Genomic DNA, 21,707 nt, shown 5'->3' on the forward strand with positions numbered 1-21,707 from the left:
ATAACGCGGATGCGGTGCTTCGCACCTTTCACGGATAAACACGGAAATGTGCTCTTTTCCGGCTCCCCATCCGAGCCTGCCCAGGATGACGACACGGAATTTTTCTTATCCGTGATCATCCGTGGCCGCGAAGCGGCATCCGTGTCTATCCGTGTCCATGAACAGTTGGAGCCCGCATCGGCACGGCCATTCGGGCTCGTTGAAATTTAAGCCGGACAGCAGTGGGCTTGACCCGGTGATCCATTCCTGCCCGTCCGTCATTCTTCGTTGGAAGACATTCAGGCGGTGCCGCGTGGATGGCCGGGACAAGCCCGGCCAAGACGAAAGGCGAGAACAGAGTGCTACTCAGCCGCCACCAGGGTCAGATGCGGCGCGGACTTGTCTCCCGAATGGATGGCGCCGAGGAACTGTTCGACCTCGGCGCGCAGGGCGTCGGCCTGACCGGTCAGTTCGGCGGCGGCGGCCAGCACTTCGCTGGCGGTCGAGCCGGCATGGCGGGCGGCGTCGCTCACCTCTCCGATATTGCTCGAAACCTCGGCGGTGCCGGTGGCGGCCTGCTCGATGCTGCGTGCGATCTCGGTGGTGGCGGCCGTTTGCTGATCCACGGCGATGGCCACCACCGACGAGGTCTCGTCGATCTCGGCGATGGTGCGCACGATGGCGGCGATGGCCTCGGCGGCCTGGGTGGCGGCCGACTGCACTTCCCCGATCTGCGAGGTGATTTCGTCGGTGGCGCGCGCGGTCTGGTTGGCCAGGGTCTTGACCTCGTTGGCGACCACGGCGAAGCCCTTACCCGCCTCACCGGCGCGGGCCGCCTCAATGGTGGCGTTCAGCGCCAGCAGATTGGTCTGGGAGGCGATGTCGTTGATCAACGCCACCACCTCGCCGATGCGGCCAGCGGCGGCATTGAGGCCGCCGACGATCTCGTTGGAGCGTTCGGCCTCCTCGACGGCGGTGCGGGACCGCGCGGTGGAGACCTCCACCTGCCGGGCGATCTCGGCTTCCGATGCGTGAAGCTCCTCGGTGGCGGCGGCCACGGTCTGGACGCTCAGCGCGGCATGATTGGCGGCGGCGGCCACGGCGGTGCTTTGGCGCGCGGTCTGTTCGGCGATGGCCGACATGGACTGGCTGGTGGACTGCATCTGGGCGGCGGCGGCGGCCACCGACTTGATCACCCCGGCCACCTTGGAATCGAACTCGGAGGTCAGGGTCTCGATGCGCTGCTGGCGGGCCAGATCGGCTTCCTGTTGGCGCATTTTCTCGGCGGCGGCCTCGGTCGCGGCCTCGATATGCTTTTGGAAGACCTTCAGGCCGCGGGCCAGGGCGCCGATCTCGTCGACTCGTTCGGTATGGCGGATTTCCACGTTGTGGTCATCGCTGGTCAGGCGGTCCAGGGCGGCGGTGACGTCGCTTAAGGGGCGGGTGATGCCGCGTCCCACCCAGGCGGCGATCAGCCAGACCAGGGCCAGGATGCCAAGGGCGGCGGCGCCGAACTGCACGGCGCGGGTGCGGAAAGCGGCGGAGACGTCGTCGATATAGATGCCGCTGCCGATCACCCAGCCCCAGGGGGCGAAGCCCTGGACATAGGACAGCTTGGCGACCGGTTCGGTGGCGCCCGGCTTGGGCCACATATAGTAGACGAAACCGGCGGACTTTTCCGTGACCGCTTTGTTCATCTCGCGGAAGATGAACAGACCGTTGGGGTCCTTCATGTCCAGAATGGGCTGATTTATCAACTTGGCGTTGGGATGCGACAGCATCACCGATTCGTTCAGACGATGGACCCAGAGATATTCCGTGCCCTCGTAGCGCAGTTTGGCCACGGCGGCCAAGGCGGCGGCCTGGGCCTCCTCGCGGCTCAAGCGTCCCGCGCGTTCCATTTCCTCGAAGTGGGACAGCAAGGACTGACCCACCTCGACGATGTGGCGCGTCTTGACCTCACGGTCGTCCATGAGGTCATGATTCATCTGCGTCAGACTGGACGCCACCACGGCGGCTATGCCACACAGCGCGGTGGCCACGATCAGCCACAGCCGGATTGCGATCTTCATGTTATCCCCCCCCAGGCAAACCGGGAGGTGGTGTTTGGTGCACTCTTTCTCCCGCATGTAGGGGTTTTTATGTATAAATAAAACGGTAGTCAAGTACCGATTTCGGTCTACTACCTCAGTCGGATAGGGTCGCCACCGCGGAACGGCTTAGTCCTTCTTCTTTTTTCCAGCTTTGCCCAGGGCGGCCTCCAGGGCGTCGGCGACGGTGCGCATGACCTTGACGCGGGCATAGGACTTGGAATTGGCCTCGACCAGGGTCCAGGGCGCGTTGGTGGTGGAGGTGCGCTCCACCATGTCGTTGACCGCCTGTTCGTAGACGCCCCATTGCTCGCGGTTGCGCCAATCCTCGTCGGTCAGCTTCCACTTCTTGTATTCGATTTCGCCACGGGCGTTGAAGCGGGCCAGCTGCTCCTCGGCGGTGATGTGCAGCCAGAACTTGCACATGACGATACCGTGATCGGTGATCTGCTTCTCGAAATCGACGATTTCGCCATAGGCGCGGCGCCAGGCTTCCTCGGTGCAGAAGCCCTCGACCCTCTCAACCAGGACGCGCCCATACCAGGAGCGGTCGAACACGGTCACGCGCCCGGCCCGCGCGATGTGACGCCAGAAGCGCCAGAGATAATGCTGGGCGCGTTCTTCCTCGGTGGGGGCGGCGATGGGAATGACCTGATAGTCGCGCGCGTTCAGCGCATTGGTCAGGCGGCGGATGGTGCCGCCCTTGCCGGCTGCGTCCCAACCTTCGAAGACCAGGGCGGTGGAGACGCCCTTCTGCTTGGCCACATGGTAGAGATGGGCAAGGCGGGCGCGCTGTTCCTGCAGGGCCTTGTTGTAGTCGGGACCTTCCAGGGACAAGGTCATGTCCAGGGACGACAGGATGGAGGGCTGCGACGCCAGGACGCTGGGCTCGGCTCCGCCCTTCTTCGCCTTGGCCTTGGCCTTGTCCTTGATCTCGGCATTGACCTTCTTGACTGCGTCGCGCGCGGCGAAATGCTTGGTAATGGCCTCCTTCAGGGTCTGAAGCACCACCGCCGAGCGATAGCGGGGATCGGCACCCTCGACGATCTGCCAGGGGGCGTGGCCCTTGCTGGTCTGCATGATCAGGCGCTCGGCGGTGGAGATGAACTTGTCGTACATCTCCCAGTGTTGCCAATCCTGCTTGGTGACCTGCCAGGCGGTCAGCGGGTCCTTCTCCAGGCTTTTCAGGCGCTTCTTCTGGCCCTTCTCTGACAGATGCATCCAGAATTTGAGGATCAGGGCGCCTTCATCGGCCAGGGTCTTCTCGAAATGGACGATGCGTTCCAACTGCTCGTCCAGTTCGGGGGCGGTGATCTTGTCGGTGACGCGGTCGATCAGCGGGTGGTGGTACCACGACGACATGAACAGCCCGACCTTGCCCTTGGGCGGAAGATCGCGCCAATAACGCCAGTATTCGGGGCGCTCGCGCTCCTCGTCCGAGGGCGGGCCATAGGCCCGCGTCACGATCCAGCGCGGGTCCATCCATTCATTGAGGAGATTGACGGTCTCGTTCTTGCCCGCGCCGTCCACACCGGCGAACAGCACGATGACGGGAAAGTCCGCCTCGCGCAGTTGCTGTTGCAGAGCCAGAAGCTCGGTGCGCAAGGCCGGGGCTATGGCATCGAAATCCTCACGCGAGATCTTGCGTCCCAGTTCCGCCGCTTCGAACATGCCCCATCCCCCCATGACCCAATCAACCGGAAGTATGAGCGTATGCTTATTGGGACGGAGCCACAAGAGGCTGTAGTATTCCCGCAGATTGCCGGAGAGTGTCATGCCCAGAACCATTCAGCTTGTTCTCGACGATGATCTGTCCCGACGGCTGGAGACCCGTCTGGCGACGGATGGCGGCGATGCGGCGGCGCTTCTGGAGAGGGCCTTGCGGCACTACCTGGATGCCGAGGACGACCGGCAGGCGGCGCGACAGGCGGTGATCGAAGCGGCGGGCGAGGGCGAGTTCGGCGCCCGGCCCGGTCTGTCCGCCGATCATGCCCGTGTACGGCTCTGGCTTCTGGGCTGGGGGGGTGAGGACGAATCCGGCCCGCCGGGATCGTGCTGATGATCCGCTGGTCCGATGCGGCCTTGACCGATTTGTTCCGTCTGCGCACCGGCCTGGCCGGAGAGGGGGCGCGCCGCGTCGGGCGCCTGATCGCCGAAAGCGCCGATCTCCTGGCCCAGTTTCCCGAAAGGGGCCGTGACGGCACCGCGCCAGGGACCCGGGAGCTTCCGCTGCCCGGCCTACCCTGGCGTCTGGTCTACCGGGCGGGCGAAGGCGCCGTGATGGTGTTGCGGGTCATCTGAGCCGCAAGGCAAGGGGGCCGAGGCTCACCACGATCGCCAGAGAGGCGAAGGCCATGCCCCAGGCCAGGGAGGAACTGCCTCCTCCCGCCAGATCCAATACCATGCCGAAGGCCAGGGGCCCGATGAAGCCCGCGCCAAAGCCCAGCAGGGAGTGAATGGCGATGGTGGCGCCGCGCCGCTCGGGCTCGGCGGCCATCACCGCGCCGGTGGTCAGCGCCGCCGAATCGATCTGGATCAGAATGTTGTACAGCAGCATCAGCCCGGCCACGATTCCATAGGGCAGGCCGCCCAAAAAGCCGATGATCGCAGCCAGGGCGGCCGAGGCCAGCATGGCGACGGCGCAAACCCGGCGGCGGTCGAAGCGGATGGCCAGATCGGCGCCCACCAGGGAGGCGGCCATGGCCAGCAGGGAGGCAAGGGTGGCCGTGGTGGTGGGCGACGGCCCGCTTGCGCCCGGCTGGCTGGCCAGGACCCAGGCGAGAAAGGCCACCATCCACGAGCGGGCTCCGAACAGTTCCCACACATGGGCGGCATAGCCCAGCACATAGCCCATGGCGGCGCGGTTGCGGAACACAGGGCCGAAATCGAAGGGATTGACCGGCTGGGCGGGGGCGACCGGTTCTGTCCGTTCCAGCACGGCCAGGACCAGGACAAAGGCGGCCAGGGCTGAGAGACCGGCCAGGACGAAGGCGGCCTTCCAGCCCCAAACTTCAGCGACAGCGCCGATGATCATGAACGACCCGCTGGTGCCCAGCGAGAAACTGGCGGTGTAGAAGCTGATCCAGCGCGCCTGCTTCGGGCCCCGCGTGCGGTCGACCAGGGCCTTCAGTCCCGGCATATAGGTGCCCGCCAATCCCACGCCTGCCAGGAACCGCAGGGCCAGCGCCGACCAGAAGCCTTGCGCCCAGACCGCATAGGCCAAGCAGGAGAGGGCCGCGACCAGGGCGCCCAAGAGATAGACCCGCTTGGCGTCGATCCGGTCGGTCAGCGTGGTGAGGACCGGCACGGCCACGGTATAGCCCGCGAACAGAATCCCGGAAATCCATCCCGCCTCGGTATTGCTCAGTCCCCATTGGGCCACGAAGGCGGGCAGCAGGGCGGGAAAGGCGAAGACGCCCACCATGGTCAGAACTTCGGCCGCGCACAGGCAAAAGACGGCCTTGGCGCCAAGGGAATGGACCTCACTCACCACAATGATCCATGACTTTCGGACCGTATCAATTCAAGCATCAGGTGTATACCCTAGTCTCCGGCGTTGGGGACGCCTTAGGGGCGCCGTCAGGTGAAGAAGGATACCTGTCATATGGCCTCGGACGAGTCAGTTTCTTGGGGGAACCATAAGATCGAATGGTCGAACGACCTTCTGCTGCATATGGAGCAGGAGGACGGGGATCATCGCGAAATGTTCGTGCTGATGAACCGGATCTTTTCGGCGGCCCAGATCGGGGCCGATATGGTGACTCAGGCGGTCGCCGATCTGTGCCTGTTCACCCGCGAACATTTCCTGCGCGAACAGCACGGCATGGAACGGGCAGGCTATCCCGACCGCGAAGCCCACCGCTATGACCACGAATACCTGATCTTCCAACTGGACGTTCTGATCGACCGGCTGATGCTGTCGGGACCCGAATGCGTGGCGGAAGAACTGGTCGACCTGCTCAAGCGCTGGCTGTGCGACCACATCCTGACCTACGACCAGGCCTTCGCGGCCTATCTGCACGAGCGTGGGCAGAAGGTGGCGTGACGTCTGCCTTTGAGGGTTCTTGGTCTGCCGAATTACGGCGCCCCCACACCTGCGAACGGGCGAGGGGATTAGGGATCAGGGATGCGCGAAGGGATGAATCCCTTCGCATCCTTCTTTTTCTTTTCGGATCAAAAACAAAAAGGGCGTCTCTTGCGAGACGCCCTTTCCGTTAGCGAGATGAAAAAACTACGTGTGCAGCGGGCGGCCATCCACGGCCAGGCAGGCTTCCTTGACCGCTTCGCCCAGGCCCGGATGGGCGTGGCAGGTCCGCGCGATGTCTTCCGACGCCGCGCCGAATTCCATGGCCAGAACCACTTCGGCGATGAGGTCGCCCGCATTGGGGCCGACGATATGGGCGCCCAGGACCTTGTCGGTGGTGGCGCAGGCCAGGATCTTGACGAAGCCGTCGACCTCGTTCATGGAGCGTGCCCGGCCATTGGCGGTGAAGGGGAACTTGCCCGCCTTGTAGGCGATGCCTTCGGCCTTCAACTGCTCTTCGGTCTTGCCGACGCTGGCCACTTCCGGCCAGGTGTAGACCACCGCCGGGATGGCCTCGTAGTTCACATGGCCGTGCTGACCGGCCAGGATCTCGGCCAGGGCGACGCCCTCTTCCTCGGCCTTATGGGCCAGCATGGCGCCGCCGACCACGTCGCCGATGGCGTAGATGCCGGGCACATTGGTGCGGAAATGGCCGTCGATGGTGACGAAGCCGCGCTTGTCGATCGCGACGCCGACCTTGTCCAGGCCCAGGCCCTCGGTGAAGGGGCGGCGACCGATGGCGACCAGGACGCAATCGGCCTCGATCTTTTCCGCGGCGCCGCCAGCGGCGGGTTCCACGGTGATTGTGGCGGTCTTGCCCTTCCTGGTGATGGCGGTGACCTTGGTGCCCAGCTTGAACTCCATGCCCTGCTTGGCCAGCAGGCGCTGCATGGTCTTGGACACTTCGCCGTCATTGAAGGGCAGGATGCGGTCGAGGAATTCCACCACGGTGACCTTGGCGCCCAGGCGGCCCCAGACGGTGCCCAGTTCCAGACCGATGACGCCGCCGCCAATGACGACGATGTGCTTGGGGGTCTTGGGCAAAGCCAGGGCGCCGGTGGAGGAGATGATCACTTCCTCGTCGATCTCGACGCCCGGCAGGGGGGTGACCTCGGAGCCGGTGGCGATGACGATGTGCTTGGCGGCGACGGTCGACTTGGCGCCGTCCTTGGCCGTCACTTCGATCTGGCCCGGCGCGGTGATGGCGCCCGCGCCGATGATGTAGGTGACCTTGTTCTTCTTGAACAGGAACTCGATGCCCTTGGTGTTGTCGGACACCACCTTGTCCTTATGGCCCATCATGCCAGCCACGTCGATTTCGACCTTGGACACCTTGATGCCAAAGGCGCCCAGATCATGGGAGGCCGCGTGGTAGTGGTGCGATGCGGCCAGCAGCGCCTTGGACGGGATGCAGCCCACATTGAGGCAGGTGCCGCCCAGGCTTCCCCGCTTTTCGATACAAGCAGTCTTCAGGCCCAACTGGGCGGCGCGGATGGCGGCGACATAGCCGCCGGGGCCACCGCCGATGATGACGACGTCAAACGAAGAATCGGACATGGAATGCCCCCTAGAAAAGAAATTTCACCACGAAGACGCGAAGGCACGAAGAGACACGAAGGGAAAAGAACATAATCTTCTTCTCTTAACCTTCGTGTCTTCGTGCCTTCGTGGTTAACGATCCTACATCTCGAGCAGGATGCGCTGCGGGTCCTCGATGCACTCCTTGACGCGCACCAGGAACGACACCGCCTCGCGGCCGTCGATGATGCGGTGGTCGTAGGAGAGCGCCAGATACATCATGGGCCGGGCCTCGATCTTGCCGTCGGGCATGACCATGGGGCGCTGCTGCACCTTGTGCATTCCCAAGATACCCGACTGGGGGGTATTGAGGATGGGGGTGCTCATCAGCGAGCCGTAGACGCCGCCATTGGAGATGGTGAAGGTGCCGCCCATCAGGTCTTCCATGGACAGCTTGCCGTCACGGGCCTTCTTGCCCAGATTGGCGATGCCCTGTTCGACACCGGCGAAGGACAGGGCGTCGGCGCCGCGCAGCACCGGCACCACCAGGCCTTGCGGCGTGCCCACGGCGACGCCGATATCGTAGTACTTCTTGTAGACCAGATCCTCGCCGTCGATCTCGGCATTGACGGCGGGCCAATCCTTGAGAGCGGCGACGCAGGCCTTCACGAAGAAGGACATGAAGCCCAGCTTGACGCCGTGGCGCTTTTCGAACTGGTCCTTGTACTGATTGCGCAGATCAAACAGAGCGCCCATGTCCACCTCGTTGAAGGTGGTCAGCATGGCCGCCGTGTTCTGGGCTTCCTTCAGACGCCCGGCGATGGTCTTGCGCAGACGGGTCATCTTGACCCGGTCTTCCAGCTCGGCCTTGGGCCGGGGGCCCGACGGAGCGGCGGGCTTGGGGGCCGGGGCGGGAGCCGGAGCGGCGGCGGCGGCCAGCACGTCGCCCTTGGTGACGCGCCCGTCCTTGCCGGTACCGCTGATGGCCGAGGTATCGACGCCGCTATCGGCGGCGATCTTCTTGGCCGAGGGCATGACGCCAGCTGCGGCCGGGGCGGCGGCGGGAGCCGGAGCCGGAGCCGGGGCTGCGGGTTTGGGGGCCGGAGCGGCCGCCGCGGCACCGGCGGCGCCGAGAACGCCCAGCAGGGCGCCCACTTCCACGGTGGCGCCCGTGGCGGCGACGATGTCGGTCAGGGTTCCGGCCGCTGGCGCATTGACCTCGACGGTGACCTTGTCGGTCTCCAGCTCGACCAGGGGCTCATCGGCGCGGACGGCATCGCCCACATTCTTGAACCACTTGGCGACGGTGGCTTCGGTCACGGACTCGCCCAGGGTGGGCACCTTGATTTCGGTGGTCATTTTTTTGTTTTCCCTTTCTAGGCGGTCAGGCGGGAGAGCTTGGAAGCGCGGCGGAACGGCTGGGGCAGGGCGACCAGCTCGCCGCTCATGGCCATGCTGGTGATCCATTCCTGTTCGGCCACATGGGTCTTGTAGAGGCCCGTGGCGGGCGACGCGGCGGCGCGGCGTCCGCAATAGAGCGCCTTCCTGGCCTTGATATCGAGCTCTTCGCAGATGAACTCGATACGCCGGTCGACGAAGGTCCACGGTCCCATATTGGCCGGTTCTTCCTGCACCCACAGCAATTCGGCGTTGGGATAGCGGGCCAACTGGGCCTTGATGGTGTCCTTGGGCCAGGGATAGAGCTGCTCGACGCGGATGATGGCCACGTCCTTGAGGCCGCGCTTGGTGCGCTCCTCCAGCAGATCGTAATAAACCTTGCCCGAGCACAGCAGGACGCGCCGGATCTTGGAATCGGCGGCCAGCTTCTCCGTCTCGGGCAGAACGCGCCGGAAGCGCGAGCCCGAGATCAGCTCGTCCAGCTTGGACACGCACAGCTTATGACGCAGCAACGACTTCGGCGTCATGATGATCAGCGGCTTGCGGAAATTGCGGCGCAGCTGACGGCGGAGCGCGTGGAAGTAATTGGCCGGGGTGGTGATGTTGCAGACCTGCCAGTTATCCTCGCCCGAAAGCTGGAGATAACGTTCCCAGCGGGCCGAGGAATGCTCGGGGCCCTGGCCTTCATAGCCGTGGGGCAGCAGCATCACCAGACCCGACATGCGCAGCCACTTGGACTCGCCCGAGTTGATGAACTGGTCGATGATCACCTGGGCGCCGTTGGCGAAGTCGCCGAACTGGCCCTCCCACAAGGTCAGCGTGTTGGGCTCGGCCTGGGAATAGCCGTATTCGAAGCCCAGCACCGCCTCTTCCGACAGCGGCGAGTCCATAACTTCGAAATAGGCCTGCTTGCCGGGACGAATGGCGTTCAGGGGCTCGATGCGTTCCTCGGTCTCCTGATCGGTCAGGCGGCAATGGCGCTGCGAGAAGGTGCCGCGTCCGCAATCCTGGCCCGACAGACGCACGCCGTTGCCTTCGATCAGCAAGGTGCCAAAGGCCAGAGCCTCGGCGGTCGCCCAATCGATGCCCTCGCCCGTGTCGACCATCTCCTTCTTGGCGGCCAACTGGCGGACGACCTTGCGGTTGACGTTGAAGCCCTCGGGGGTGCGGGCCAGGGCGTGGCCCACTTCCTTGAGGATATCGGCGGCAACGCCGGTCTTTTCCTCGCGGAACTCCTCTTCCTCGGCCAATTGCACCAGGCCCTGCCACTTGCCTTCCAGCCAGTCGGCCTTGTTGACCTTGAAGCTTTTGGCGGCCTCGTAGTCACCTTCCAGGCGGGCCTGGAAGTTGGCGAAGATGGCGTCCGCCTCGTAGCGCGTGATGGTGCCCTCGGCCACCAGCTTCTCGGAATAGAGCGCGCGGGTGGTCGGGTGGCTGGCGATCTTGCGGTACATCAGCGGCTGGGTGAAGGCCGGCTCGTCCGACTCGTTATGGCCATGGCGGCGGTAGCACACCATGTCGATGACCACGTCGGCACCGAATTCCTGACGGTATTCGGTGGCGATGCGCGCCACATGGACCACGGCTTCGGGATCATCGCCGTTGACGTGGAACACCGGGGCCTGGAAGCCCTTGGCCACGTCGGACGAATAGGGGCCCGACCGCGAATATTGCGGCGCGGTGGTAAAGCCGATCTGGTTGTTGATGATGATGTGCACGGTGCCGCCCGTGGCATAGCCCTTGAGCTGGGACAGCAGCATCACTTCCGGCACCACGCCCTGGCCAGCGAAGGCCGCGTCGCCATGCAAGATGATGCCCATCACCCGCTTGCGCTCGGTATCGCCGAACTGGGTCTGCTTGGCGCGCACCTTGCCGACCACCAGGGGGCCGACCACTTCCAGATGCGACGGATTGGGCATCAGCGACAGGTGGACGGTCTTGCCGTCGAAATCCCGGTCGGCGGAGGTGCCCAGATGGTACTTCACATCGCCCGAGCCCTGCACGTCCTCGGGGCTGGCGGCATTGCCCTGGAATTCCGAGAAGATGGCCTGATAGGGCTTCTTCATGAAATTGGCCAGGACGTTGAGACGGCCACGATGGGCCATGCCCAGCACCACTTCGTCCACGCCCAGTTGGCTGCCGCGCTTCAAGATCTGTTCCAGCGCCGGGATGACGGACTCGCCACCTTCAAGGCCGAAGCGCTTCGTGCCGGTATACTTCATCTGAAGGAAGCGCTCGAAACCCTCGGCCTCGGTCAGACGCTCCAGGATGGCGGTCTTGCCGCGCGGCGTGAAATCGGTGCGGTTGTGGATGGATTCGATGCGCTTTTGAATCCAGGCCTTCTGGTCAGGGTCCTGGATGTGCATGAATTCCACGCCGATCTTGGCGCAGTAGGTCTCCTGCACGATGCGCACGATGTCACGCAGCTTGGCGCTTTCCAGCCCCAGGACGTGGTCGATGAAGATCTCGCGGTCGAGATCGGCATCGGTGAAGCCGTAAGTGCGGTAATCCAGTTCGGGATGCTGCTCGGGCTTGGTCAGCTCCAGCGGGTCCAGCTTCGCCATCAGGTGACCGCGCACACGATAGGAGCGGATCAGCATCAGGGCGCGGATGGAATCCACCTGGGCCTGACGGATGGCGGCGGGATCGGCGGCGGCCGGGGCGGCGCCCTTGGGCGCGGAATCCTTGCCCCCCTTCTTGGCGGCGGCGGCGGCGGCCGCTGCGGCTTCGGGGTCGATGGCGCCGATGATCTGGATGTCACGGCGGGCGTTGGCGGTGCCCTTGAAATCTGAGATCAGCTGCGAGCCATCGTCCTTCAAATCCTGGAAGAAGGCGACCCACGAGGAATCCACCGAAGAGGGGTCTTCCAGATAGCGGGCGTAAAGCTCAGCGATGAAGACGGCGTTGCCGCCGCTCAGAAAGGACGATTCGTCGAACTGCTTTGTCATGTTCGGGATTCGACGCAGGTTCTAGCCCGCGTCCCTTTCGTGCTTGGGCCGGGCGGCGCCGCCGGGCGCCGCTCATTTACGGCGCAAACTGCTTTGTTCTTATTATTGGAACGGTCCGGCGCGCCGACGGTCCGGCGCTCCGGCGACACGCCGGACCGTTTAGTCTTAAGCGGATCAGCCCTTGAGGAGCTTCACCATGGTCGAGCCCAGCGAAGCAGGCGAATCAGCGACGGCGATACCGGCGGACTTCAGGGCTTCCACCTTGAAGTCGGCGGTGTCGTTGCCGCCCGAGATCACCGCACCGGCATGGCCCATGCGGCGGCCGGGAGGAGCGGTCCGCCCGGCGATGAAACCGACGGTCGGCTTCTTGATCTTGGAACGCTTCAGCAGCTCGGCGCCCTGGACCTCGGCGTCGCCGCCGATTTCGCCGATCATGATGATCGCCTGGGTCTCGGGGTCGGCCAGGAAGAGCTCCAGGCTGTCGACGAAGTTGGTGCCGTTGATGGGGTCACCGCCGATGCCGATGCAGGTGGTCTGGCCCAGGCCGGTGGCGGTGGTCTGAGCGACCGCCTCATAGGTGAGCGTGCCCGAACGCGACACGATGCCGACCTTGCCACGCAGGTGGATGTGGCCGGGCATGATGCCGATCTTGCACTCGCCGGGCGTGATGACGCCGGGGCAGTTCGGCCCGATCAGACGGGTCTTGGAGCCCTGCAGGGCGCGCTTGACGGCCAGCATGTCGGCCACCGGGATACCCTCGGTGATGCAGACGGCCAGCTCGATCTCGGCGTCGATGGCTTCCAAGATGGCGTCGGCGGCAAACGGCGGCGGCACGTAGATCACGGACGCGTTGCAGCCGGTCTTGGCCTTGGCCTCGGCGACGGTGTTGAACACCGGCAGGTCGAGATGGGTGGTGCCGCCCTTACCGGGGGTGACGCCGCCGACCATCTTGGTGCCATAGGCAATGGCCTGCTCGGAGTGGAAGGTGCCCTGGGCGCCAGTGAAGCCCTGGCAGATCACCTTCGTATTGGCATTAACGAGAACGGCCATTTTTATGCAGCCTCCTTCACGGCCTTCACCACCTTCTCGGCGGCGTCGGCAAGATTGTCGGCGGCAATGATCGGCAGGCCGCTCTGGGCCATGATCTTCTTGCCCAACTCGACGTTGGTACCTTCCAGACGAACGACCAGCGGGACGTTCAGGCTGACTTCACGAGCCGCGGCGACAACGCCTTCGGCGATGACGTCGCAACGCATGATGCCGCCGAAGATGTTGACCAGAATGCCTTCGACATTGGGGTCGGACAGGATCAGCTTGAACGCGGTGGTGACGCGCTCCTTGGTGGCGCCGCCGCCCACATCGAGGAAGTTGGCCGGCTCGGAGCCGTACAGCTTGATGATGTCCATGGTGGCCATGGCGAGGCCGGCACCGTTGACCATGCAGCCGATCTGGCCGTCCAGCTTGATGTAGTTCAGCGAGTGACGGGCGGCTTCGAGCTCGGCCGGATCTTCTTCCGACTCGTCACGCAGCTCTTCGATGTCCTTGTGACGGAACAGCGCGTTGTCGTCGAAGTTCACCTTGGCGTCGAGAGCGATCAGCTCACCGGCGCCGGTGACCACCAGCGGGTTGATCTCGACGATGGAGCAGTCCAGGTCCATGAAGGCCTTGTACAGCGCGCCGACGAACTTCACGCAGGTGTTGACCTGCTTGCCCTCGAGACCGAGGCTGAAGGCGATCTTGCGGCCGTGATACTGCTGGAAGCCCTCGACCGGATCGATGGCGACCTTGAGGATCTTCTCGGGGTGGTTATGAGCCACTTCCTCGATCTCCATGCCGCCCTCGGTGGAGGCGACGATGGTGACGCGGCAGGTGGCGCGGTCGACCAGCATGGACAGGTACAGCTCGCGCTTGATGTCGCAGCCCTGCTCGATATAGACGCGCTTGACTTCCTTACCGGCGGGGCCGGTCTGCTTGGTGATCAGAACCTGACCCAGCATCTGGTCGACATTGGCGCGGACTTCGTCGATGGACTTGACGACGCGGACGCCGCCCTTGCCATTGGGGTCGTTCTTGAAACGACCGGCGCCACGGCCACCGGCGTGGATCTGGGACTTCACCACATAGATCGGTCCGCCCAGGTCCTTGGCAACCTGCACCGCCTCGTCGGGGGTGTAGGCGACGCCGCCCTTGAGCACGGCGACGCCGTACTTGGCCAGCACCTGCTTGCCCTGATACTCATGAATATTCATCGGGTATTGCTCCCCTTATGGTGTCTTGTCGATTAGCCCATCAGGCCCTTGGCGACCTTGACCAGGCCGCGGACGGCGTCGGCCGACTTGTTGAACTCGGCCTGCTCGGCGGCGTTCAGCTCGATCTCGACGATGCGCTCCACGCCGCCTTCGCCGATGACCACCGGCACGCCGACGAACACGTCGTCGGGCTGGCCGTAGGTGCCGCCCTTGACCAGGGTGGCGACGGGCAGGACGCGCTTCTTGTCCTTGAGGAAGGCTTCGGCCATGGCGACGCCCGAAGCGGCCGGGGCGTAGTAGGCCGAGCCGGTCTTCAGCAGGTTGACGATCTCGGCGCCGCCGTCACGGGTGCGCTGCACGATCTGGTCCAGCTTCTCCTGCGTGGTCCAGCCCATCTTCACCAGGTCGGGCAGCGGGATGCCGGCGACGGTGGAGTAACGGACCAGCGGGACCATGGTGTCGCCGTGGCCGCCCAGCACGAAGGCGGTGACGTCCTCGACCGAGACGTTGAACTCTTCACACAGGAAGGTGCGGAAACGGGCCGAATCCAGCACGCCAGCCATGCCGACGATCATGTTGGCGGGCACGCCGGAATAGTGCTGCAGCGCCCAGACCATCACGTCCAGCGGATTGGTGATGCAGATCACGAAAGCGCCGGGGCAGTTCTTCTTGATGCCCTCGCCGACGGCGGCCATGACCTTGAGGTTGATGCCGACCAGATCGTCGCGGCTCATGCCGGGCTTCCTGGGCACGCCAGCGGTGACGATGACCACATCGGCGCCCTTGATGGCGGAGTAGTCGTTGGCACCGGAATAGCGGCAGTCCACGCCCTCGACCGGGGTGGACTCGAGGATGTCGAGACCCTTGCCCTGGGGGATGCCCTCGGCGATGTCGAACATGACGACATCACCCAGTTCCTTGAGGCCGATCAGATGGGCGAGCGTGCCGCCGATATTGCCGGACCCTACGAGAGCGATCTTCTTGCGTGCCATGGATGGAGTTCCCTCGAATTCGATGAGATGGTTCTAGACGAACGGGTGGGGCGCGCCGTTGCGCGCAAAAATGGCCTGGGGGGCTTAGGTAACGCGATTCGCGCCCAAGGGCAAGCGGATTGGCATGCGGCCGACGCAAAGCGGCCCCGCCAGGAAACCTTGGTATTTCCGAACACTGGCCTCTAAGCGGTACGACCAATGCCGTAATGCTTTGGACTCATTACAAGTTTACCTACCCGGAGGGGGTTGGCGCCCACTCGGTCGGGTGGGTTGCGGTTTCAGAATCGCGCGGCGTCATCGCGAACCAATCCGATCACGTACTCCGCAGGCTTCCCATCCGAGAATTTCGCCCCGGTCGGATCCTTGAGGGCGCCTTTCATTTCCTTGGCATTGCCACGCAGAAGCAGGACATCTCCGCGCTTGAAGGCTCCCACATCGGTGCGCAGCTTGGCGGTGATTTCGCACATGCTTTCGACGCACTTTTCCTTGCCTTCGAGGGGGAGGCCGCCCGAGTTGTTGACCACCAGCCAGCTATTGACCAGAACACCGCTTTCGTCGGTCATAATCCGGAGATTGACTTCGGAATGCATGTCGGCGACGGCAAGCGCGCCGCGCCAGCGCTTGACGGCAATGCTTCGGGAATCTCCCAGATTCAGGGTATTGGAAAACTGTTCCAGATAGGCGCCATTGGCCAGGAAAAAGGCGCGCCAGAAGGCCTCCATCTTGCGGTTGACGGGGTCTCCGGCCGGGACCGTGCTACCGATTCCAAAGACATGAACCTCCGCCAGATTGAAGCGTATGGCATATTTCCTGGCCGCATCGATTCCGCTGGCGGCGGGGTCGTTTTCCTTGGTGGGCTGGAAGGACTGGCTGTTCTGGAGCATGTCCGAGAAGATGATCAGGCGTGACACGCCGTTCTCGGTCGCGAAGCGCTTCTCGTCATAGAACATGGCTTCCGCAATGGACTTGTCAGGCAGGGGGCCCGTCTGGACGGGAGCGATGCCGGATGCCTGGCCCTTGACGATGAAGGAGGACAAGGCCACGCGAAAGCCGCGATCAAACTGTTCGCGGGCCTGCCTCATCTGGTCCATGGGCGTACCCGTAAAGAACTCGCTGATCCTTTGTCCCCGGCGCAAGTCCTCCAATTCCGCCTGACTGTAGTCGGGGTAGCAAAGACTGAAGCGCTGGTCCGCGGTGCCCGCGTCGGCCCGCAAGGCAACGACCTGGACTCTTTCACGCGGTGTGAAATGAATCTTGTTCATCAACTGGCGCGCCCATTTGTCATCGCCCTGGGTGATGATGGATTCATCCACATAGATGACGGTCTGGCGGGGAGAGCTCTGGTTGCACCAGGACTCGATGCCGCCCTTGTTGAATATCCGGGACTCGACTTCGGCCGCTTTGACTGACGATATCCCTATGCCCAGGCAAAGCAGGACGGAGAACGCGATATTCTTGATGATCATAGCTGGGGATCCTGCGACAGAAGTTGCGTCGGGATTATGATTCGGGGAAATAGGCCTGCAGTTCCGCGGCCGGAAATTCCAGTCGTTCGGTATTGAATTGCGTTAAGCCGATTTTGTTTGGGCCGAAGACCAGATTCCGCCTTTGACGGGTTGCCCCCGTGACGAGGGCATTGCGGTAGGCCGCCAGATTGGCGTTGATCTGCTGGCTCGCGGCGCGCAGTACATTGACGCGGGAGTTCAAGAGGCGCTCCCTGAGGCCGCGAATGGTCCGCAGTTGCTCGCTCTGCTCGCGCGCCCGGCTGTCAAGGGCCGCTTCGGCCTCGAAGAATTGGGCGGCGATCTGTTCCTTGCGAGCGATGAACTGGCGGTCGAATTTTTCCAGTTCGTCTTGGGCCCGCTGCGCATCGAGCCTGGCTTCGTTGAAGTTGGGAATGGGGTCGTGAAAGAAATAGGACACCAGGCAACCGGCAAACCAAACCAGGATGTTAAGGATGACGGTTTGGAGCAATCGGCCTTCGACGGATTCCGTCGCCCGGCCATTGCCGAGGACATCGGGGCCGAGCCCATTGCTCAGGCCGAATTGCGCTGAAATGAAGCCGTAGCGTTCATATGTCACCGTTCCCAGAGCAACAAGGAAGAAGAAGGTGACAAGACCGATGACGGCGATCATCTGGATCCGCTCCCGATGGTCGACCGACTTGTTGAACATTCTCAGTCGCTGCTTGAGTCCCAGCCCGTGGAAATGGCTGGCGGCGGCGAACGAAATGGCGATGATGACGGTGGCCGCCATGGCGAAGAAGGGCGCATAGGCTTCGCGGAAGGTCGGATAATTGATGAACCATTCCGACAGGCCGACCAGCATCAAGGGAACGATGTAATAGAGGCGGGAATAGCCGTGGGGAATTTTGCCCCGGTTCTCGGCCAACATATCCTTGTAGCGCTTGTCCGTTACCGTGACGCGGTTGGCTAATTCCTTATACCGAGGCTGGGTCGTGTGTTCATTTAACGCCGCGGTCTCTTTGGCTTTTCGATCCGCATTCAGTCTTTGGCGCTCCGCTTCGTAGCTGAGTTCGGCCGTGACTCGATCCTGGGTCATCTGAAGGGTGTGGAGGGCTTCGCGGTAACGCCTCTGCCAAGCCCCGATGGATTCCAAGATGGGAAGCACCACATAGCTCTTCATTCCCCGGGTATGGCCATGCTCATCCAGAAGCATCTCGTCGTTGATGGCCGTCTCGGTATCACGGGAAACGGTTTCCTCCAGCAGTTCCGGACTGGCCTTGGCGGTAATTGTCGAAAGCGGGTCGTCTGCAACAAGGGCATTCACCAAATTGGTCAGGTCGCTGGGCATCAGACTGTCTCCAAGGGTGTCAGCTCTAAGTCAATGGGTCGGCAGAATGCCCAGGCGCATCATCGCGGCCCGCTCGTCCTGCGTCAGCGTGGTGGCCGATGCCGGCTTGAGTCTGGCAATGGACCGGGAGGGAAGGTCGGACGGCGGCGGCGGCGGCGGCGGCGGCGGCGGCGGGGGGGGCACCTCCACCTTGGTCTGTTGCTGCGGTGCTTCCTCCAAGAGGGGAGGGTCCGACTGGATCGGATGCCGCGGCTCCGGGGGAATCGGCACGGCCTTCTCTCGAGTGTAGACAGGAATAGCGACCATGCGAGGGGGGCTGATGGGGAGGCCGTCGGCCGTCACCGAGGTGACGGCGACCTCTATGGACTTGGTCGTGCACTCGGTACAGGGCGGCTGCGCCGGAGCTTCCAACTCCTTGATATTGATATCGCGTCGGGCCGAGATCAGGAATTCGACCCGGCGGTTCTGCGCCTTGCCAGCCGCTGTGCTGTTCGACGCCACGGGCTGCGATTTGCCCATTCCGACCAGCTGGATATGCTCATGCGGGACGCCTTGCAAAACCAGCTGAGCCGCGACCGCCTCGGCCCTTCGGCGCGATAGCTCAAGGTTATAAAGATCGCCCCCACTCGAATCGGTGTGACCGATAACCATTATATGGGGCTTGGTCTGGTCGGCGCTGATCAATCGCGAAATGGCGCCGATGACGGATTCGCCGCTTTTCAGGATTCGATCGCTATCGGAGTCGAAGAAGATCTGGTTGCTGAACGAGACGCGCGCAATCTGTTCGCTCTGGCCATTTTCCCCCTGTGGCCGCAGCACGCCTCTAATGCTGACCCCGGACGAATTGGGAAGGCTGCTGGCGACGCGGTCAAGTCCCGCCATGATGACCGTATGACTCTCTCGGCTTCTTTCGGCGGTTACGGACGGAGAGGCTATGGATGTGTTCAGAGTGACGTCAGAGGCAGTGCGGCCCGGAGGCGAGGGCGGAGGCATCTGGCTGCCGCCACTGGGGGCGTCGACACCTCCAAGAACGCGAATTGCGTCCTTGCGGATCTGATCAACGGTGCAGCCGCCAAGCGCGGCGCAATTCACGAGCAACCACAGGGTGGAAATTAGCCGTTTCATATCCGCTATAGCCCCGGTAACGCATTGCGCGCGCATCGCAAAAATCAATGCGTAAAAAAGCCCCCAACGGCGATGCGACTTATTAATAGCGTGTTTTTATAAATAAAAAAATCGCAAAAAGTGTATACAATCGCGCACTGCGTCCTACGAGAAGGCCTGTCAATCCAATCAACATATCTTGGGTGGTGAAGGGGGTGGCTACCCCAAATGTTCCCGCATCACATAATCCTCGGCCTGCATTTCCATGAGGCGCGAGACGGTGCGTTGGAACTCGAAGGCTCCGACGCCTTCGGGATAGAGGGTCTCGGGCGGTGCGGCGGCCGAGCAGATCAGGGTCACCTTGTGCTCGTAAAGAGCGTCGATCAAGGTGACGAAGCGCCGGGCCTCGTCCTTGTTGGCGGGTGACAGAAGCGGGATGTCGGACAGGATCAGGGTGTGATAGCGCCCCGCCAGGGCGAGGTAGTCGCTGGGGCCTAAGGCCGTGCCGCAGAGCTGGGAAAAGGCGAAGCGGGCCACACCGGCTCCGGCCAGGGGGACGCGCAGTTGGCGGCCATTGACCTCGATGGTGTGGGGATTGGTGCTGGTGCCCTCGGTCAGGCGGGCGAAGGCCAGTTCCAGGGCGTTTTCCGCCTCTTCCGACAGCGGCGCGTGATAGACCTGGAGGCCGCGCTTACGGCCCAGGCGGTAGTCGCGATCCGAGTTCAGCTCCAAAATATCGAGCTTTTCCTCGATCAGCTTGATGAAGGGGATGAAGCGGTCGCGCTGAAGCCCGTCCTTGTAGAGGTCGCTGGGATGGCGGTTCGAGGTGATCACCACCACCACGCCGTCATCCATCAGGCATTTGAACAGGCGCCCCACGATCATGGCGTCGGCGATGTCGGTGACCTGCAACTCGTCGAGACAGAGCAACCAGGCTTCCGAGGCGATGGCGCGGGCCAGCTTGGGAATGGGGTCGGCATCGCCGCGCGATGGGGTCTGGCGCCACTTGTGGATGTCGCGGTGGATGTCACGCATGAATTCGTGGAAGTGGACGCGCTTCTTGCCAGGGATCGAGACGGTGTGGAAGAACAGGTCCATCAGCATGGACTTGCCGCGCCCCACCTCGCCGAAGATGTACAATCCGTGTTTGGGCGCCGCCTGGGTGGCCAGATCGCCAGCCCCCCAGTTCCAGGTGGAGGTGGGCGCCGCCTTCTTCAGGCCGAAGCGGGCCAGCCAGCCGGATTCACCCAGGGCCGGGCGATAGCGCGCCAGGGCGTGGTGGAGGCTTTGCAGCTTCTCCATGGCCAGTTCCTGGGCGACGTCGGGCCGGACCTCGCCGCTTTGGACCTTGGCGCGATAGGCGAACAGGGGGCCTTCGCCCATGGTTCCCTTAAGCTCCCGAAATGAAGCGGGCGGGAGTTTCCTCCCGCCCGGTCACGGATGTCTGGCCGCTCAGCCGTCGGCGTTGATGGTGGCGATGATGTCGCCCAACGCCTTGTCGCACACGGCGTTGTCCACCTGGCAGGTGCCGGCGTTCATGTGGCCGCCGCCGCCGTATTTCAGGCACAGCTCGCCCACATTGGTCTTGGACGAACGGTTGACGATGGATTTGCCGATGGCGAAGACGGTGTTCTGCTTCTTCACGCCCCACAATTCGTGGATGGAGATGTTGGTCTCCGGGTACAGCGCATAGATCATGAAGCGGTTGCCGGCATAGATGGTCTCCTCGCCGCGCAGGTCGAGAACCACCAGATTCTTGTGGACGGTGGAACAGCGCTTGATCTGGTCCTTGAACTTCTCGGCATGCTCGAAATAGATGTCGGTCCGTTCCTTGACATCGGGCAGGGCCAGGATCTGGTCGATATTGTGATTCCGGCAGTAATCGATCAGGTCCATCATCAGCTGGTAGTTGGACACCCGGAACTCACGGAAGCGGCCCAGGCCGGTGCGGGCGTCCATGATGTAGTTCAGCAGGGTCCAGCCGGTGGGGTCGAGGATCTCCTCCAGGGAGTACTGGGCGGAATCGCCCTGATCCACTGCCGCCATCATCTCGTCCCAGGAAGATGGGAACACCTTGGCGCCGCCGTAATAGTTATAGACCACGCGGGCCGCCGAGGGGGCTTCCGCCTCGATGATGTGGTTTTCCTTCTTGCCCACCCGGATGGTCTCGGACAAGTGGTGGTCGAAGGCGATATGCACGCCGTCCACATAGGGAAGGTTGGTGGTGATGTCCTTTGGCCCGATCTCGATGATGCCGTCCTGCATATCCTTGGGGTGGACGAACTTGATATCATCGATGAGATCGAGCTGCTTCAGCAGGACCGCACAGACCAGACCGTCAAAGTCGCTGCGCGTAACCAGCCGGAATTTCTTACCGTCGGACATAGACCTACTCCTCTTTCCCGCCCCAGGGGGAGATGCCATTTCCCCGAGAATAGCCTTGAGCGGTTCCAGTGACAACGTCCCAGGCGCAGGAATGTTTCCAAAACCTGGACTTTGGTTTAAACAATGGGGGTACCCCACCGGATTTC

General features: G+C 63.1%; 17 protein-coding genes. 3 read left to right on the top strand and 14 right to left on the bottom strand.

What is annotated here, in order from left to right; genetic code table 11:
- Positions 1-341: 341 nt before the first annotated feature.
- Positions 342-2,051 carry a methyl-accepting chemotaxis protein gene (locus CCC_RS05705; RefSeq protein WP_009870604.1) on the bottom strand — a complete coding sequence of 570 codons (1,710 nt, stop codon included), beginning with the start codon at positions 2,049-2,051 and terminating at the stop codon, positions 342-344.
- A 147-nt stretch (positions 2,052-2,198) separates the two neighbouring features.
- The gene (gene pap, locus CCC_RS05710; RefSeq protein WP_041040225.1) at positions 2,199-3,740 is read right to left on the bottom strand and encodes a polyphosphate:AMP phosphotransferase; all 1,542 of its coding nucleotides are present in this window, start codon (positions 3,738-3,740) and stop codon (positions 2,199-2,201) included.
- Positions 3,741-3,843: 103 nt separating this feature from the next.
- Here pap and CCC_RS05715 point away from each other — a divergent pair, with 103 nt between their 5' ends.
- A complete protein-coding gene (locus tag CCC_RS05715; protein ID WP_009870606.1) occupies positions 3,844-4,128 on the top strand; it encodes a CopG family ribbon-helix-helix protein in 285 nt (94 codons plus the stop codon).
- Positions 4,128-4,370 (top strand): type II toxin-antitoxin system RelE/ParE family toxin, encoded by a 243-nt coding sequence (locus tag CCC_RS05720; RefSeq protein ID WP_041040230.1) that lies wholly within the window; start codon positions 4,128-4,130, stop codon positions 4,368-4,370. Before CCC_RS05715 ends, CCC_RS05720 begins: the two co-directional genes overlap by 1 nt.
- Here CCC_RS05720 and CCC_RS05725 read toward each other — a convergent pair.
- Positions 4,363-5,559, bottom strand: a complete 1,197-nt coding sequence (locus CCC_RS05725; protein WP_041040296.1) for an MFS transporter — start codon at positions 5,557-5,559, stop codon at positions 4,363-4,365. The two genes, CCC_RS05720 and CCC_RS05725, sit on opposite strands and share 8 nt — an antisense overlap.
- Before the next feature lie 93 nt (positions 5,560-5,652).
- Between CCC_RS05725 and CCC_RS05730 the strand changes: the two genes are divergently transcribed.
- Complete coding sequence (locus CCC_RS05730; RefSeq protein ID WP_236686315.1) at positions 5,653-6,114, top strand: bacteriohemerythrin; 462 nt, start codon at positions 5,653-5,655, stop codon at positions 6,112-6,114.
- 186 nt (positions 6,115-6,300) lie between these two features.
- On the opposite strand, the gene lpdA is transcribed toward CCC_RS05730, so the two are convergent.
- The 11 genes from lpdA to CCC_RS05785 form a co-directional block, all read right to left on the bottom strand.
- Complete coding sequence (lpdA, locus tag CCC_RS05735; protein ID WP_041040232.1) at positions 6,301-7,710, bottom strand: dihydrolipoyl dehydrogenase; 1,410 nt, start codon at positions 7,708-7,710, stop codon at positions 6,301-6,303.
- Positions 7,711-7,833: 123 nt separating this feature from the next.
- Positions 7,834-9,030 carry a 2-oxoglutarate dehydrogenase complex dihydrolipoyllysine-residue succinyltransferase gene (odhB, locus tag CCC_RS05740; RefSeq protein WP_041040234.1) on the bottom strand — a complete coding sequence of 399 codons (1,197 nt, stop codon included), beginning with the start codon at positions 9,028-9,030 and terminating at the stop codon, positions 7,834-7,836.
- 17 nt (positions 9,031-9,047) lie between these two features.
- Positions 9,048-12,017, bottom strand: coding sequence for a 2-oxoglutarate dehydrogenase E1 component (locus CCC_RS05745; protein WP_009868830.1), 2,970 nt, complete (start codon positions 12,015-12,017; stop codon positions 9,048-9,050).
- Between the two features lie 174 nt (positions 12,018-12,191).
- Complete coding sequence (gene sucD, locus CCC_RS05750) at positions 12,192-13,067, bottom strand: succinate--CoA ligase subunit alpha (protein WP_009868831.1); 876 nt, start codon at positions 13,065-13,067, stop codon at positions 12,192-12,194.
- Positions 13,068-13,069: 2 nt separating this feature from the next.
- A complete protein-coding gene (gene sucC / locus CCC_RS05755; protein ID WP_009868832.1) occupies positions 13,070-14,266 on the bottom strand; it encodes an ADP-forming succinate--CoA ligase subunit beta in 1,197 nt (398 codons plus the stop codon).
- A 32-nt stretch (positions 14,267-14,298) separates the two neighbouring features.
- Positions 14,299-15,258: a malate dehydrogenase gene (gene mdh / locus CCC_RS05760; protein WP_009868833.1), complete on the bottom strand. Its 960-nt coding sequence runs from the start codon at positions 15,256-15,258 to the stop codon at positions 14,299-14,301.
- 278 nt (positions 15,259-15,536) lie between these two features.
- The gene (locus tag CCC_RS05765; protein ID WP_009868834.1) at positions 15,537-16,724 is read right to left on the bottom strand and encodes a hypothetical protein; all 1,188 of its coding nucleotides are present in this window, start codon (positions 16,722-16,724) and stop codon (positions 15,537-15,539) included.
- A gap of 34 nt (positions 16,725-16,758) precedes the next feature.
- Positions 16,759-18,072: a hypothetical protein gene (locus CCC_RS05770; RefSeq protein ID WP_009868835.1), complete on the bottom strand. Its 1,314-nt coding sequence runs from the start codon at positions 18,070-18,072 to the stop codon at positions 16,759-16,761.
- A 30-nt stretch (positions 18,073-18,102) separates the two neighbouring features.
- Complete coding sequence (locus CCC_RS22605) at positions 18,103-18,954, bottom strand: OmpA family protein (protein WP_052472948.1); 852 nt, start codon at positions 18,952-18,954, stop codon at positions 18,103-18,105.
- 441 nt (positions 18,955-19,395) lie between these two features.
- Complete coding sequence (zapE, locus tag CCC_RS05780) at positions 19,396-20,559, bottom strand: cell division protein ZapE (protein WP_009868837.1); 1,164 nt, start codon at positions 20,557-20,559, stop codon at positions 19,396-19,398.
- Positions 20,560-20,628: 69 nt separating this feature from the next.
- Positions 20,629-21,561 carry a DHH family phosphoesterase gene (locus CCC_RS05785; RefSeq protein ID WP_009868838.1) on the bottom strand — a complete coding sequence of 311 codons (933 nt, stop codon included), beginning with the start codon at positions 21,559-21,561 and terminating at the stop codon, positions 20,629-20,631.
- Between the last annotated feature and the right edge of the window lie 146 nt (positions 21,562-21,707).

The sequence above is a fragment of the Paramagnetospirillum magnetotacticum MS-1 genome (genome assembly GCF_000829825.1).
GTDB classification, from domain to species: domain Bacteria; phylum Pseudomonadota; class Alphaproteobacteria; order Rhodospirillales; family Magnetospirillaceae; genus Phaeospirillum; species Phaeospirillum magnetotacticum.

Bases quoted from the DNA above. Each gene is read 5' to 3' on its own strand.
- CCC_RS05705 (WP_009870604.1), bottom strand. From the start codon at position 2,051: ATGAAGATCGCAATCCGGCTGTGGCTGATCGTGGCCACCGCGCTGTGT.
- pap (WP_041040225.1), bottom strand. From the start codon at position 3,740: ATGTTCGAAGCGGCGGAACTGGGACGCAAGATCTCGCGTGAGGATTTC.
- CCC_RS05715 (WP_009870606.1), top strand. From the start codon at position 3,844: ATGCCCAGAACCATTCAGCTTGTTCTCGACGATGATCTGTCCCGACGG.
- CCC_RS05720 (WP_041040230.1), top strand. From the start codon at position 4,128: ATGATCCGCTGGTCCGATGCGGCCTTGACCGATTTGTTCCGTCTGCGC.
- lpdA (WP_041040232.1), bottom strand. From the start codon at position 7,710: ATGTCCGATTCTTCGTTTGACGTCGTCATCATCGGCGGTGGCCCCGGC.
- odhB (WP_041040234.1), bottom strand. From the start codon at position 9,030: ATGACCACCGAAATCAAGGTGCCCACCCTGGGCGAGTCCGTGACCGAA.
- CCC_RS05745 (WP_009868830.1), bottom strand. From the start codon at position 12,017: ATGACAAAGCAGTTCGACGAATCGTCCTTTCTGAGCGGCGGCAACGCC.
- sucD (WP_009868831.1), bottom strand. From the start codon at position 13,067: ATGGCCGTTCTCGTTAATGCCAATACGAAGGTGATCTGCCAGGGCTTC.
- sucC (WP_009868832.1), bottom strand. From the start codon at position 14,266: ATGAATATTCATGAGTATCAGGGCAAGCAGGTGCTGGCCAAGTACGGC.
- mdh (WP_009868833.1), bottom strand. From the start codon at position 15,258: ATGGCACGCAAGAAGATCGCTCTCGTAGGGTCCGGCAATATCGGCGGC.
- CCC_RS05765 (WP_009868834.1), bottom strand. From the start codon at position 16,724: ATGATCATCAAGAATATCGCGTTCTCCGTCCTGCTTTGCCTGGGCATA.
- CCC_RS05770 (WP_009868835.1), bottom strand. From the start codon at position 18,072: ATGCCCAGCGACCTGACCAATTTGGTGAATGCCCTTGTTGCAGACGAC.
- CCC_RS22605 (WP_052472948.1), bottom strand. From the start codon at position 18,954: ATGGCGGGACTTGACCGCGTCGCCAGCAGCCTTCCCAATTCGTCCGGG.
- zapE (WP_009868837.1), bottom strand. From the start codon at position 20,559: ATGGGCGAAGGCCCCCTGTTCGCCTATCGCGCCAAGGTCCAAAGCGGC.
- CCC_RS05785 (WP_009868838.1), bottom strand. From the start codon at position 21,561: ATGTCCGACGGTAAGAAATTCCGGCTGGTTACGCGCAGCGACTTTGAC.